A 13,702-nucleotide genomic window follows, 5' to 3' on the forward strand; every position below is an offset into this window, starting at 1 on the left:
CACGCCGCACCATTGCCGCATGAATACCCTGTCCTCACCGACGTCGCGCGGCGCGCGACAACCGCTCGTCGCGGCAGGCGCAGTCGCGTTCACGATCGTCTCGTGGGCTTGCGCATTCCCGTTCATCCGGATCGGCCTGCACGGCCTGACCCCGCTTCAGCTCGCGGCGGCGCGCTTCGCGACCGCGGCGCTGCTCGTGATCGCGTGGCTCGCATGGCGACGGCCGCCGATGCCGGCGAAACGCGATGCGTTGCGCTTCGTCGCGTGCGGCTTGCTCGGCATCGCACTCTACAACGCATTGCGCGGACGCTCATAGGCTCGCGATTGCAGCGAATGACGATGCCGGCCGGCGATCCGGCAGCACGCGAGTCGAGATAACCCCCGGCATCTGCGAAGCAGGATGCATTGTCCGGGCATCCGATTCGCGCCCATTCGCCGGTGCCGCCGAACTCGACCGTTAGTTGCATCGAAAGCATGTCGCGCTTGATGAAGCCTGGTCGTGAAACCCGATGCACGATCGCGAGCGTCCAAACTGTGCAGACAAATCGACCGAACAGTTCCGGATTGACCGCGCATCAGTGTCCATGGCCTCGCCCCCGCGCGCGGCCGAATAATGGATGCGGCCGTAAGGTCAACGACAGCGAACCGCAGCCAGTGGCCCGCCGCAGCGCACGATTTCCTGCATCCGGAAGCTTCGACATCCGGGCGCCGGCCCTCGCCGCAGCGGCCCGCCACGGGATTCGCCGCAGCGCGCAAAACGGGCTTCATATATATTCATACGAATTGCGCGGCATCCGGCGCCGGTTCGCCCGCTCGCCCGGGCGGCAGGTCACACGGCCGGGCGCCATGCAAGTGAAGCCCGTGATGGGTATGGGGACTCGTCCGATCGCCCCGGCCTCGCCGTCGGCCGGTCGAGACGCCAATAGAAAGACATTCAATTCGGAGATGGCAGATGGAACGAAGCACTGTCGGCATGCGCTGCAAACCCCTGATCACCGTTGCACTGGCTGCCGCCGCGTTCGCAGCCGCGTCCACCGCAATGGCCGACCAGGTCGTCAGGATCGGCAGCGTCGAACCGACGACGGGCGGGATCTCGCACCTCGGCAAGGACAACGAGAACGGCGCGCGCCTCGCGGTCGAGGAAATCAATGCGAAGGGGCTGACGATCGGCGGCAAGAAGGTCACGCTGCAGCTCGATGCGCAGGATGACGCGGCCGACCCGCGCCAGGCCACGCAGGTCGCGCAGAAGCTCGTCGACGACAAGGTCGTCGTCGTCATCGGCCACCTGAACTCGGGCACGTCGATCCCGGCGTCGAAGATCTACAGCGACGCCGGCATCGTGCAGATCTCGCCGTCGGCCACGAACCCGACCTACACGCAGCAAGGTTTCAAGACGACCTACCGCGTGGTGGCAACCGACGCGCAGCAAGGCCCGGCGCTCGCGAGCTATGCGCAGCAGAAGGGCGTGAAGAGCGTGGCGGTGGTCGACGATTCGACCGCCTACGGCCAGGGCCTCGCGAACGAGTTCGAGAAGAAGGCGAAGGCGCTCGGCCTGAAGGTGCTGTCGCACGACGCGACCAACGACAAGGCGGTCGACTTCCGCGCGATCCTGACGAAGATCAAGGGCGAGAACCCCGACGCGATCATGTACGGCGGCATGGACGCCACCGGCGGCCCGCTCGCGAAGCAGGCGAAGCAGCTCGGCCTGCGCGCGAAGATCCTGTCCGGCGACGGCGTGTGCACCGACTCTCTGGCCGAGCTGGCCGGCCCGGCGTCCGACAACGTGCTGTGCTCGCAAGCCGGCGCGGCGCTCGAGAAGATGCCGGGCGGCGCGGCCTTCATCGCGAAGTACGAGAAGCGCTTCAACCAGGGCATCAAGTTCGATGCGCCGTTCGCCTATGACGCGGTCTACATCGCCGTCGACGCGATGAAGCGCGCGAACTCGACGGATCCGGCGAAGATTCTCGCGGCGATGCCGGCGACGAAGTACGACGGCGTGATCGGCACGACGACCTTCGACGCGAAGGGCGACCTGACGCACGGGATCATCTCGATCTACGGCTACAAGAGCGGCAAGAAGACCTTCCTCGACCAGGTGAAGATGTAACCCGCCGCGGCGCCGGCACGACGGGAACGCCACCCGTCGGCGCCGGCGCCGAGCGGGCCGGTTCATGTTTTGCGGAGACGAAGCAACATGTGTGCAATGGCGTATGCGGAATTCCAGCAGGAGTTGAAGAAAGCGCAGTTGACGGCGCGCGAGTTCGCCCGCCTGATCCGGATGAACGAAAGTTCCATCACGAACTATTCGAGCAAGGGCACCGTCCCGTCCCACCTCGCGGTCATCGCGACGCTGATCGGCGTACTGGCGGCGCACGAGATCGATTTTCGCAAGATCATCCGTCGCACGAAGATCGAGCCGAAGCGGCCGCGCGGCGTCGGCGTGTTTCCCGCGGCGGACAAGCCGCGTGCGCGGAAAACCGCGAAAGCCGACGCCTGAACCACGGCATGCGTCGAGAGCGGCACGAAGATTGCCGCTCGACGCTCGACGTCATCTTGCGGGCAACGCAACACGCGCCGCCCGATCGTCACCCCACCGCCCGCACGTGATCGAGCAGCACCTGCAACGGATGGCGCACCTGCCGCGCCGACAGGCGCTTCACCTGGCTGCGGCATGAATACCCGGTCGCCAGCGCCTCGCCTTCCACCTCCGGCGCATCGACGTGCGCCGCCCACGACTGCGCATAGATCGTCTTCGACGTCTGCAGGTTGCGCGCCTCGTGCCCATAGGTGCCCGACATCCCGCAGCACCCGGTCGCCTGAATCTGCAAACGCAGCCCGCGTCGCGCGAACACCTGCGCCCACTGCTTGCCGCTGTCGGGTGCGTTGGTCTTCTCGGTACAGTGCGGCAGCAGCCGGTACGCGCCGGGTACGCCGCCCGCGCCGGCTTCCGGCAGCGCCTGCAGCAGCCATTCCTGCGGCAGCGCAACCTTGGGCACATCGGCGAGCCCCGTCACCTTCAGGTATTCCTGCCGATACGTGAGCGTCATCGCCGGATCGAGGCCGACCAGCGCGACCCCCGACCGCGCCAGCGCGGCCAGTTGCGCGGCGTTGCGGATCGCGGCCCGTTCGAACGCCCGCAGAAAGCCCTGCACGTGCAGCGCCTTGCCGTTCGGCGCGAGCGGCGCGAGCCACACCTGGAAGCCCACGCGCGCCGCCAGCTCGATCAGCGTCGCCAGTTGCTCGGTATCGAAGTAGCGCGTAAACGTGTCCTGGACGATGACGACGCTGCGCGCGCGCTGCGTGTCGCTCAACGCCGCGAGCGCGTGCGGGTCGGCCGGCTTCACGCGCCATTGGCGGATCACGGCCGCGAGATCGAAGCGGCTCAGCAGCGGGCTGTCGACCATGCCGACCTGCCGCTCCAGCAGCGTGCGCACCCATCCCGCACGCATCAGCCCGTTGTACAGCGCGGGCACCCGCGCCATCCACGGCATCGTGAATTCGAGCGAGCCGATCAGGTAGTCGCGCAGCGGCCGCAGGTAGCGCTGGTGATACAGCTCGAGGAAGCGCGAACGAAACTCGGGCACGTTGACCTTGACCGGGCACTGCCCCGCGCACGACTTGCACGCGAGGCAGCCGGCCATCGCGTCGTACACCTCGTGCGAGAAGTCGGCCGCGCCGTCGCGCGCGGCGCGGCTGTTGCGCCAGCGCTCGGCGAGACCGCGCAGGAACGGCGACCGCGCGCGCGCCGCCGCGACGACGTCGATACCCGCCTGTCCTTGCAGGCGCAACCATTCGCGCATCAGCGACGCACGCCCCTTCGGCGAATGCACGCGTTCGCGCGTCGCCTTCCACGACGGGCACATCGCGTCGTCCGGATCGAAGTTGTAGCACGCGCCGTTGCCGTTGCAGTGCATCGCGGTGCCGTAGCTCTGCCACACGCGCTCGTCGATCTGCCGATCGTGGTCGCCGCGCGTCGGCACTTCGTCGATCTTCAGCAGCCGCATCGTATTGTCCGGCGGCGTCGCGATCTTGCCCGGGTTGAACTGGTTGTACGGATCGAACGCGGCCTTCAGTTGCTGCAGCGACGGATACAGCTCGCCGAAAAACGCCGGCGCATATTCCGAGCGCACGCCCTTGCCGTGCTCGCCCCACAGCAGCCCGCCGTGACGCTGCGTCAGTTCGGCCACCGCATCCGACACGGGCCGCACCAGCGCCGCCTGCTTCGGATCCTTCATGTCGAGCGCCGGGCGCACGTGCAGCACGCCCGCATCGACATGGCCGAACATCCCGTACTGCAGCCCGTGGCCGTCGAGCAGCGCGCGGAATTCGGCGATGTACGCGGCGAGGTTCTCGGGCGGCACCGCGGTGTCCTCGACGAACGGCTGCGGACGCGCCTCGCCCTGCACGTTGCCGAGCAGGCCGACCGCGCGCTTGCGCATCGCATACACGCGCTTCACCGCATCGTCGCCGGCCGCGAGCGTATGGCCCAGGCGCTCCACGCTCGTATCGGTGCGCAGATGGTCGACGAACGCGCGCACGCGCGCATCGACGTCCTCCGCGTCGTCGCCGCTGAATTCGATCAGGTTGATGCCGAGCGTCGGCCGCCGGTCGTCCTGCGGGAAATACTCGGCCACGCTGCTCCACACGAAATCCTTCATCGCCAGCATCAGCACCTTCGAGTCGACCGTCTCGATCGACAGCGGCCGGTGCGCGAGCAGCGCGCGCGCGTCGCGCAGCGCGTCCATGAAGCCGGCGTAACGCACGTTGACCAGCACCGAAACCTTCGGGATCGGCAGCACGTTGAGCTTCGCCTCGACGACGAAGCCGAGCGAGCCTTCGGCGCCGCACAGCACGCTGTTCAGGTTGAAACGGCCGTCGGCTTCGCGCAGGTGCGCGAGGTCATAGCCGGTCAGGCAGCGGTTGAGCTTCGGAAACTTCGCTTCGATCAGCGCGGCCTTGTCGTCGCTGATGCGCCGCGCGGTGCGGTAGACCTTGCCGATGCGGTCCTGCCGCGCACAGCGGCGCGCCAGTTCGTCGCTCGCAAGCGCGTCGCTGTGCAGCTGCTCGCCGCCCAGCAGCACGAAATCCAGCTCGAGCACGTGATCGCGCGTCTTGCCGTACGTGCAGCTGCCCTGCCCGCTCGCATCGGTGTTGATCATTCCGCCGACAGTCGCGCGGTTCGACGTCGACAGCTCCGGCGCGAAAAAGAGGCCATGCGGCTTCAGCGCCGCATTGAGCTGATCCTTGACGACGCCCGCCTGCACGCGCACCCAGCGCTCGTCGGTATTGATTTCGAGGATCCGGTTCATGTTGCGCGACAGGTCGACGACCACACCGTCGGTCAGCGACTGCCCGTTGGTGCCCGTACCGCCGCCGCGCGCGGCCACCGCGACGTCGCGATGCGCGGGCTCGGCGAGCAACCTGGCCAGCAGCCGGACGTCGTCCGCATGCGCGGGGCAGATCACCGCCTGCGGCAGGCGCTGGTAGATCGAGTTGTCGGTGGCCTGCACCGTCCGGTTCGCATGGTCCGCGCGGATTTCCCCGGCGAATCCGGCGGCCTGCAACGCGGCGAGAAAATCGCGGTACGGGCGCGCGGGCGGGCTGGCGGGACGGGGCAACGGGGCGATCGACATGGGGTAGAAGCGGGGCAAAAACGCATGTGGGTGGAGCCGGCGTGCTTCCGCGCTCCCAAACATGAGTTTTGAGCAAGTTTCCACGCGACCGAGAATTCCAGTATCTTTGGATATTCCGCGAGAAACAAACGAATTCTCACCCGGCGAATATTGCATAAAACTCATGAATTACCGTCGCCTCACCCCGTCCATGTCGCTGCTGCTGGTGTTCGAGGCGGCCGCGCGGCACGAAAGCTACACGCGCGCGGCCGAGGAGCTGTCGCTGAGCCAGAGCGCGATCAGCCGGCAGGTCCAGACGCTCGAGGATCAGCTCGGCGTGCCGCTGTTCCGGCGCGAGGGCCGCTCCGTGAAGCTGACGGAAGTCGGGCGGCGCTACTTCGCCGAGCTGAGCGGCGCGCTCGGGCGCATCCGCGGCGCGACGCTGCAGGCGATGTCCCACCAGGCGGGCGCCGGCACGCTGCGGCTCGCGACGTTGCCGACGTTCGGCTCGAAATGGTTGCTGCCGCACCTGCACGACTTCTACGCCGCGCATCCGGGCGTGACCGTGCACCTTCATTCGCGGATCGGCGGCATCGATTTCCTCAACGACGACCTCGATGCGGCCATCACCGTCGGCGCGGGCGACTGGCCCGGCCTGCACGCGCATCGGCTGTACAACGAGTTCCTGATCGCGATCGCGCCCCCCGACACGGGCCGCCGCAAGGCCGGCGCACGCACGCCGGCCTGGGCCGCGACGCAGACGCTGCTCGGCGTGACGAGCAACCAGCAGGCGTGGGCGGAGTGGTTCTCGCACTATCGGCTCGACCATCGCCAGATGCGCATCGGCCCGAGCTTCGAGCTGACGTCGCACCTGATCCAGGCCGTGCGGGCCGGGATGGGGATCGGCCTGGTGCCGAAGGTGCTGGTGGAGGACGAGCTGAGCCGCAACGAGCTCGTGTCGATCGGTGACGCGATCACCAGCCAGCGCAGCTACTACCTCGTCTACCCGCCGGGCAACGAGACGCTGCCGTCGCTCGCCGCGTTCCGCGAATGGTTGCTGAAGTCATGCTGAAACGCCGCCGGCCGCGTGCCGGTCAGGCGCGCCATTCGCCGAGAATCTGCTCGGCGAGGTAGTCGCACGGCGGGCGCGCGGACTGCGCGCTGCGCGCGAGCACGACCTCGAGTTCGCCCAGCGGCGGCAGCCCGTGGCTTTCCGAAAGCTGCACGAGATGATCGGGAATGCAGCAGCGCGCGAGCGGCGCGACCGCGAGCCCGGCCTCCACCATGCTCAGTAGCCCGAGGTGGCTCGGGCTTTCGTAAGACATCCGGTACGGGATCTTCCGCCGGTTTAGCGCCCTGACCGCGTGATCGCGCGCCATGCTGCCGCCGTGCGTGAAGAACGCCACCGGCAGCGGCCGCTCCTCCCACACGTTACGCTTTGGTGAGCCGGCCCAGACGAGCGGCTCCATCCGGATCAGCTCGCCGGTCACGCCCTTGATGCGCGTGAGGCACGCGAGGTCGACCGTGTTGTCCTTCAGCATCGGCACGAGTGCGCTGCTCGGCTGGCCGATCACGCGCACTTCCACGCGCGGATGCATCGCGGCGAACTTGCCGAGCACCTGCGGCAGCAGCGACGAGATGTAGTCGTCGGGCACGCCGATCGTCACGCGGCCGCGAATCTCCGGGCGCACGACCGACGCCCACGCCTCGTCGCGCATCGCCAGCATCCGGCGGCCGTATTCGGCAAGCATCGTGCCGTCGTCGGTCGCCGTCACGTTGCGCGTGTCGCGGATGAACAGCGGCTTGCCGAGCGCGTCTTCCAGCGCCTTGATCTGCATGCTCACCGCCGACGGCGACCGGTGCACGGCCTGTGCGCCCTGCGCGAACGATCCGGATTCCGCGACGGCCACCACCATCGCCAGCACATCGAGGTCGAGCTTTTTCATCGTATTCAGAAAAACTGATCAATCCATTCAGTTTATCCCGTTTTACTGTGCATCTCCACGGCCGGACAATGAATCCCGTCAGCACTCATTCGATGCAGGAAGCGAACAACATGCAACCATCCGGATCGCTCTACGGGTTTCTCGTCATCGGCGGCATGCTCGCGGTCACGCCGGGGCCGAACATGGTCTACGTGATGTCGCGCTCGATCGCGCAAGGGCGCACGGCCGGGCTCATTTCGCTGGCCGGCGTGATGATCGGCTACCTGTTCTACATGTTCGGCGCGGCGTTCGGCATCACGACGCTGTTCATGAGCGTGCCCTATGCGGGCAGCGTGCTGGGCGTGGTCGGCGCGGCCTACCTGCTGTACCTGGCCTGGCAGGCGGTCCGGCCCGGCGGCCGCTCGCCGTTCGAGGTGCAGGCGCTGCCGAGCGAACAGCCGCTGCGCCTGCTGGCGATGGGCGCGACGACCAGCGTGCTGAACCCGAAGCTCGCGATGCTGTTCCTGTCGCTGCTGCCGCAGTTCATCGACTACCGGCAAGGCAGCGTGTTCGGGCAATCGCTGTTGCTCGGTTCGCTGCTGATCGCTGCGTTCGCTTCCGCGAACGGGCTGGTGGCGATCTGCTCGAGCAGCATCGCGCAGTACCTGCACGCTCGCCCGACGCTGCTGCTCGCGCAGCGCTGGGCGATGGGCCTCATCCTCGGCGGTCTCGGCGTGCAGATGGTGGTCGATGCATCGAAGCTGGCGGGCGTGGCGTGAGTGTTGCGCCGGCGCGGCGCGGGCTCGCGCCATCGCGAGCCGCGCACCGGCCGGCAGCCATCACGCGGCCACCGCCTGCCGCCGCGCCTCGAGTTCGCGCACGAGCGGCAGCACGCGCCGGCCGAAGTACTCTACTTCCTCGATGAAATGCAGGAACCCGGCCAGCACGAGATCGACGCCGATCGCCTTCAGCGCGACGATCCGCTCGGCGATCTGCTGCGGCGTGCCGATCAGGTTCGTGCGGAAGCCGTCGTTGTACTGCACGAGATCCTCGAACGTCGATTTCGCCCAGTTGCCCTCGCGTTCCGGCGATGCGCTGCCCGCCTCTTTCACCGCGTCGCCGAACGCATGCACGGCCTCGACGTGCGCATGCCGGATGATGTCGTCGAGCACGGCCCGCGCCTCTTCCTCGGTGTCGCGCGCGATCACGAACGCGTTGACGCCGATCCGCACGCGGTGATTGTTCGCGGCCGCCTTCGCGCGGATGTCGTCGATCTGCGCCTTCAGGTTCTCCGGCGTATTGCCGTTCGTGAAATACCAGTCCGACACGCTCGCCGCGTTGTCGCGCGCCGCGCGCGAACTGCCGCCCTGGAAGATTTCCGGGTGCGGTTTCTGCACCGGCTTCGGGCTCAGCGTGTAGTCGTTGAAGCGGTAGAAGTCGCCCTTGAACGTGAAGTTGTCCTGCGTCCAGATGCCCTTCAGCGCCTGGATGAATTCCTTCGAGCGCCGATAGCGTTCGTCGTGCTCGAGCCACGGCTCGCCGATCGCGGTGAATTCGCCCTTGAACCAGCCGCTCACGACGTTGATCGCGATGCGCCCGTTCGAGATGTGGTCGATCGTCGCGAGCTGCTTCGCGACCACGGCCGGATGCCACGGCCCCGGCAGGATCGCGGCGAGCACCTTGAGCTTCGTCGTCGCATGCAGCAGCGCCTGGCTGAACGACACCGACTCGTGCTGGTATTCGGCGCCGTAGCCGGCCGTGAAGCGGATCTGGCTCAGCGCGTAGTCGAAGCCGGCCGCCTCGGCCGTGCGCGCGAGCTGCTGGTTGTATTCGAGGCTCCAGTCGGTGCGCTGCTCGATCGTGCTGACGACGAGGCCGCCGCTGACGTTCGGCACCCAGTACGCGAATTTGACGCCGTCGGCGGAAGGGTCGGTAAGGCTCATGAAGATGTCCTGGTCGGGGGAGGAAACGGAAGCGGCCTACGCAGCCGCGACGGCGAGCGCATACGGGCGCAGTTGCGGCACGGCGCGATCCACGGCGAGCGCGATGCGCTCGCGCAGCGCCGGGTTCGCGATCTCGTATCGATCGAAATCGCTTTCGGACGCGTACACGCCGATCGGCAGCGTGCGTGCCTGGAAGAAGCTGAACAGCGGGCGAAGCTGATGGTCGATCACGAGCGCATGACGCTCGCTGCCGCCGGTGGCCGCGAGCAGCACGGGCACGTCGACGAGCGCGTCGTGACGCACGAGGTCGAACAGGTGCTTGAAGAGGCCTGTGTACGACGCGCGATACACGGGGCTCGCGACGACGAGCGCATCGGCCGTCTCGATCGCGCGGAGCAACGCATCGAGATCGGCCGGCACCTGCGCGCGCGTCAGCGCGCCGGCCAGCCGGCCGCCGATCTCGCCGAGTTCGATCAGCCGCGTGTCGATCGGCAGCGCGGCGCCGAGCGACGCGACGATCGCGTCGGTCAGCACCAGCGTGCGCGACGGCCGCTGCAGGCCGCCCGATATCGCGACCACGTTGAGGGGGTTGCTCATGCGATGCGTTCCCGTTGTCGAGCCGCGCGTTGCCGCGCCGATACCGTTTCGGGTCAGCAAGGAGCGTGCCACTTCCGCCCGTGCGTCAACGCTCGATCATCTGCATCGCGAAGCTTTTTCGCAATCGCCCGCCCGGTGGGCCGCTCGCGCCAAATCTCCAGTCGCGGCAAGCGTTCCAGCGAACGCATCACATCGATGTTCGTCGGCGCGATGAACCGGATGAAGCGGCGTTGCTGATTCGCTGCTGCGCAGGCAGCAGTGCGGTCATGCAATGACGTCGAATTCGCTGTCCAGGCGTCGCGGCTACATCACTTTCCCGCACCATTGCACGCTACGCAGCAATCGCGCTTTGGTTATCAGAAATCGATGCTTTTCGCGCGCGCCGAAACGTTGAACACTCTGCTGACCACGCAGCAACCGGACCACGAGGACCACGACGCCCGTCGGCACGGGTCCGATCCGTCCGGCCATCAACGGTTCACCGCCATGACTTCCCATTCCGCCTCGCCGCATCCGCTCAACCTGCGTGTCGTCACCGTGCCCCGCGACAAGCCCGGGCGGCGCGATGCGGCCGATCAGCCGGCGGCGGAGCGCATCGCGCCGGTCCTGACGCTGCCCGGGCGCCACGCACAGGTCCGCGCCCGCGCGCAGGTGTTCGTCGATCCGCGTTCGGTCGCGCTGCTCGAACGGATTCGCCTGGTCGCACCGAGCGACGCGAACGTGCTGATCGTCGGCGAGACGGGCACCGGTAAGGAACTGATCGCCCGCCACGTGCACGGCCTCAGCCACCGCGGCAATGCGCCGTTCGTCGCCGTGAACTGCGGCGCGTTCTCCGAAACGCTGGTCGAGAGCGAATTGTTCGGCCACGAGAAAGGAGCGTTTACGGGCGCGTTCAGCGCGAAGCCCGGCTGGTTCGAAGCCGCGAACGGCGGCACGCTGTTTCTCGACGAGATCGGCGACCTGCCGCTGTCGATGCAGGTCAAGCTGCTGCGTGTGCTGCAGGAGCGCGAGGTCGTGCGGCTCGGTTCGCGCACGGGCATGCCGATCGACGTGCGCGTGGTCGCCGCGACCAACGTCGACCTGCAGCAGGGGGTCGCGACCGGGCATTTTCGCGGCGACCTGTTCTACCGGCTCAATGTCGTGCAGCTCGCGGTGCCGACGCTGCGCGAGCGCCCGGGCGACATCCTGCCGCTCGCCCGCCACTTCTTCGACGACTACCGGAGCCGCCTCGGCCATGGGCCGCGCAGCATCGATCCGCGCGCCGAGCGCCGGCTCGAGGCATACGGCTGGCCCGGCAACATCCGCGAACTGGAGAACGCGATTCATCACGCGCTGCTCGTGAGCCGCCACGATGCGCTGCAGGACTTCGACCTGCCCATCGCGCCGCCAGGTGTGCCGGCGGCGGCCGCGCGCGCGCCGGAGCCGTCCGCCGGCGCGCAGGCCGCACTCGAGCGAGCGCTGCGCGACCTGTTCGACGAGGATCACGGCAATCTGTTCGAACGCATCGAGGACACCGTGATGCGCGTCGCATTCGAATTCAGCCACCGCAACCAGATCCAGGCCGCGCGACTGCTCGGCATCAGCCGCAACGTGCTGCGCGCGCGGCTGATCCGCGCGAAGGCGATAGCGGCGATGAAGTAGCCGCACCCGGGGCGCGCCGCCGCCCCGCGCGATCGCGCCCGCGATCCGTGCCGCGACGTCCGAACCTGATGTATCTTGGCGCGAAGCGCGCGCCTCGTTCTCCCCTCCCGCATCCGGTCGCCCGTTACGCGACCGCCTGCGCCCGGCGACAGGGCGCCCCCGATCCTCCGCAACCCGAAAGCCGTCCAGTGCCCGAGCGGGCCCGGACGAGCCCCTTTCACCCGTCCGGAACCCGTCGCCATGAAAAAGCTTGTCAACCGCCCGTCCGATGTCGTGCGTGAAATGCTGGAAGGCATCGCGCGGCAGTCGCCGCATCTTGCGATCCTCGGCGACGAGCACGTGCTCGTCCGCCAGCCGCTGCCCGAGCCGGCGCAGCGGCCCGTCGCGATCCTCTCCGGCGGCGGCAGCGGCCACGAGCCCGCGCACGGCGGCTATGTCGGCGAAGGGATGCTGAGCGCGGCCGTCTGCGGCGAAGTCTTCACGTCGCCGTCCACCGACGCCGTGCTCGCCGCGATCCGCGCGAGCGCCGGCCCGAACGGCGCGTTGCTGATCGTGAAGAACTACACGGGCGACCGGCTCAATTTCGGGCTTGCCGCCGAACTCGCCCGGGCCGAAGGCATTCCGGTCGAGACGGTCATCGTCGCCGACGACGTGTCGCTGCGCGGCCGCGTCGAGCGCGGCCAGCGGCGCGGGATCGCCGGCACCGTGCTGATCCACAAGCTCGCCGGCGCGGCCGCCGCGCGCGGGCTGCCGCTCGCCCGCGTCGCGGGAATCGCGCGCGACGCGGCGGCCGAGCTCGGCACGATGGGCGTCGCGCTCGACGGCTGCACGATCCCCGGCGCCGACAAGTCGGGCTTCAGCCTTGCCGATCACGAGATCGAGCTCGGCCTCGGCATCCACGGCGAGAAAGGCGTCGAACGCCGTGCGCCGCTGCCGGCCGACGCGCTGGTCGACACGCTGCTGTCGAGCATCGTCGCCGATCTCGTGCTCGACAGCGGCGAACGCGTCGCGCTGTTCGTCAACGGCCTCGGCGCGACGCCGGACATGGAACTCGCGATCGTGCTGCGCGCCGCGTACGACAACCTGAGCCGGCGCGGCATCGTCGTCGCGCGCGCGTGGGCCGGCACGTTCCTGTCGGCGCTGAACATGCCCGGCTGCTCGATCTCGGTGCTGCGGCTGAACGACGAACGTGCGGCGTTGCTCGACGCGCCGACCCAGGCGCGCGCATGGCCGGGCGGCGGCGCCGTGAACGCGCACCTCCGCGTAGCCGCGGCCGCTTCGCGCGACGAAGCGCGGCCCCCGCTCGACGCGGCCGGCCGCGCGTGGGCCGCGCGCCTGCAGCCGGCGCTGCACGCAGTCGCGCAGACGCTGATCGATCACGAGCAGACGCTGACCGACCTCGATACGGCGGCCGGCGACGGCGATCTCGGCGCGAGCATGCTGCGCGCCGCGCAGGCGATCCTCGCATTGCCTGACACCGCGTACAGCACGCCGGCCGGCGCGCTCGCGGCGCTCGGCGCCGCATTGCGCCGCGCGATCGCCGGCAGCTCGGGGCCGTTCTATGCGACCGCGCTGTTGCGCGCGTCGCGCCGGCTGGCCGATATCGCCGAACCGGCGGCGCGCGACTGGGCCGCGGCGTTCCGCGCCGCGGTGGATTCGATCAGTGAACTGGGCGGCGCGCACGCCGGCGACCGGACGATGCTCGATGCGCTGGTGCCGGCCGCCAATGCGTTCGACCGCGCGCTCGATGACGATCGCGATCCCGCCAGCGCGTGGGCGGCCGCCGTCGAAGCCGCCGAGCACGGTGCGCAGGAAACGGCGCGCATGACGCCGCGCGCGGGGCGTGCGAGTTATCTCGGCGAGCGCGCGATCGGCACGCCGGATGGCGGTGCGGTGGCCGTGTCGTACTGGGTGCGCGCGTTGCAGGCGCACATTCGGTGAACGTCGAAGGCGCGGCATCGACGTCGCGCCTTCGACTTGTCCG

Annotated in this window: 10 protein-coding genes and 1 pseudogene; 7 read left to right on the plus strand and 4 right to left on the minus strand. The window is 68.6% G+C overall.

The annotated features are described in order from the left end of the window. Positions 1-19: 19 nt before the first annotated feature. The 3 genes and pseudogenes from BFF94_RS33615 to BFF94_RS33625 all read left to right on the plus strand — a co-directional run. Positions 20-301: pseudogene (locus tag BFF94_RS33615) on the plus strand (EamA family transporter); the annotation flags it as partial. Between the two features lie 651 nt (positions 302-952). Next, positions 953-2,107, plus strand: coding sequence for a branched-chain amino acid ABC transporter substrate-binding protein (locus BFF94_RS33620; RefSeq protein ID WP_128843973.1), 1,155 nt, complete (start codon positions 953-955; stop codon positions 2,105-2,107). A gap of 87 nt (positions 2,108-2,194) precedes the next feature. Then, complete coding sequence (locus BFF94_RS33625; RefSeq protein ID WP_128843974.1) at positions 2,195-2,497, plus strand: XRE family transcriptional regulator; 303 nt, start codon at positions 2,195-2,197, stop codon at positions 2,495-2,497. Positions 2,498-2,585: 88 nt separating this feature from the next. Here the strand turns inward: BFF94_RS33625 and ydiJ are convergent, their stop codons facing one another. Beyond that, entirely contained in the window at positions 2,586-5,633 is a 3,048-nt protein-coding gene (ydiJ, locus tag BFF94_RS33630) for a D-2-hydroxyglutarate dehydrogenase YdiJ (RefSeq protein ID WP_219140317.1), read from the minus strand. Between the two features lie 163 nt (positions 5,634-5,796). Here ydiJ and BFF94_RS33635 point away from each other — a divergent pair, with 163 nt between their 5' ends. Further along, complete coding sequence (locus tag BFF94_RS33635; RefSeq protein ID WP_219140318.1) at positions 5,797-6,684, plus strand: LysR substrate-binding domain-containing protein; 888 nt, start codon at positions 5,797-5,799, stop codon at positions 6,682-6,684. A gap of 22 nt (positions 6,685-6,706) precedes the next feature. On the opposite strand, the gene BFF94_RS33640 is transcribed toward BFF94_RS33635, so the two are convergent. After that, positions 6,707-7,558 (minus strand): LysR substrate-binding domain-containing protein, encoded by an 852-nt coding sequence (locus BFF94_RS33640; protein ID WP_128843976.1) that lies wholly within the window; start codon positions 7,556-7,558, stop codon positions 6,707-6,709. 110 nt (positions 7,559-7,668) lie between these two features. On the opposite strand from BFF94_RS33640, the gene BFF94_RS33645 reads away from it, so the two are divergent. Then, complete coding sequence (locus BFF94_RS33645) at positions 7,669-8,316, plus strand: LysE family translocator (RefSeq protein ID WP_128843977.1); 648 nt, start codon at positions 7,669-7,671, stop codon at positions 8,314-8,316. A 60-nt stretch (positions 8,317-8,376) separates the two neighbouring features. Here BFF94_RS33645 and sfnG read toward each other — a convergent pair whose 3' ends face one another. Together sfnG and msuE are read right to left on the minus strand one after the other, a co-directional pair. After that, a complete protein-coding gene (gene sfnG / locus BFF94_RS33650; protein WP_219140319.1) occupies positions 8,377-9,480 on the minus strand; it encodes a dimethylsulfone monooxygenase SfnG in 1,104 nt (367 codons plus the stop codon). A gap of 36 nt (positions 9,481-9,516) precedes the next feature. After that, positions 9,517-10,077 (minus strand): FMN reductase, encoded by a 561-nt coding sequence (gene msuE / locus BFF94_RS33655; protein WP_128842616.1) that lies wholly within the window; start codon positions 10,075-10,077, stop codon positions 9,517-9,519. A 486-nt stretch (positions 10,078-10,563) separates the two neighbouring features. Between msuE and BFF94_RS33660 the strand changes: the two genes are divergently transcribed. Beyond that, positions 10,564-11,718 (plus strand): sigma-54 interaction domain-containing protein, encoded by a 1,155-nt coding sequence (locus BFF94_RS33660; protein ID WP_219140320.1) that lies wholly within the window; start codon positions 10,564-10,566, stop codon positions 11,716-11,718. 240 nt (positions 11,719-11,958) lie between these two features. Next, positions 11,959-13,659, plus strand: coding sequence for a dihydroxyacetone kinase subunit DhaL (gene dhaL / locus BFF94_RS33665; RefSeq protein ID WP_219140321.1), 1,701 nt, complete (start codon positions 11,959-11,961; stop codon positions 13,657-13,659). The last annotated feature ends 43 nt before the right edge of the window (positions 13,660-13,702 follow it).

Origin of the sequence: Burkholderia catarinensis (assembly GCF_001883705.2) — a bacterium.
Taxonomy (GTDB): domain Bacteria; phylum Pseudomonadota; class Gammaproteobacteria; order Burkholderiales; family Burkholderiaceae; genus Burkholderia; species Burkholderia catarinensis.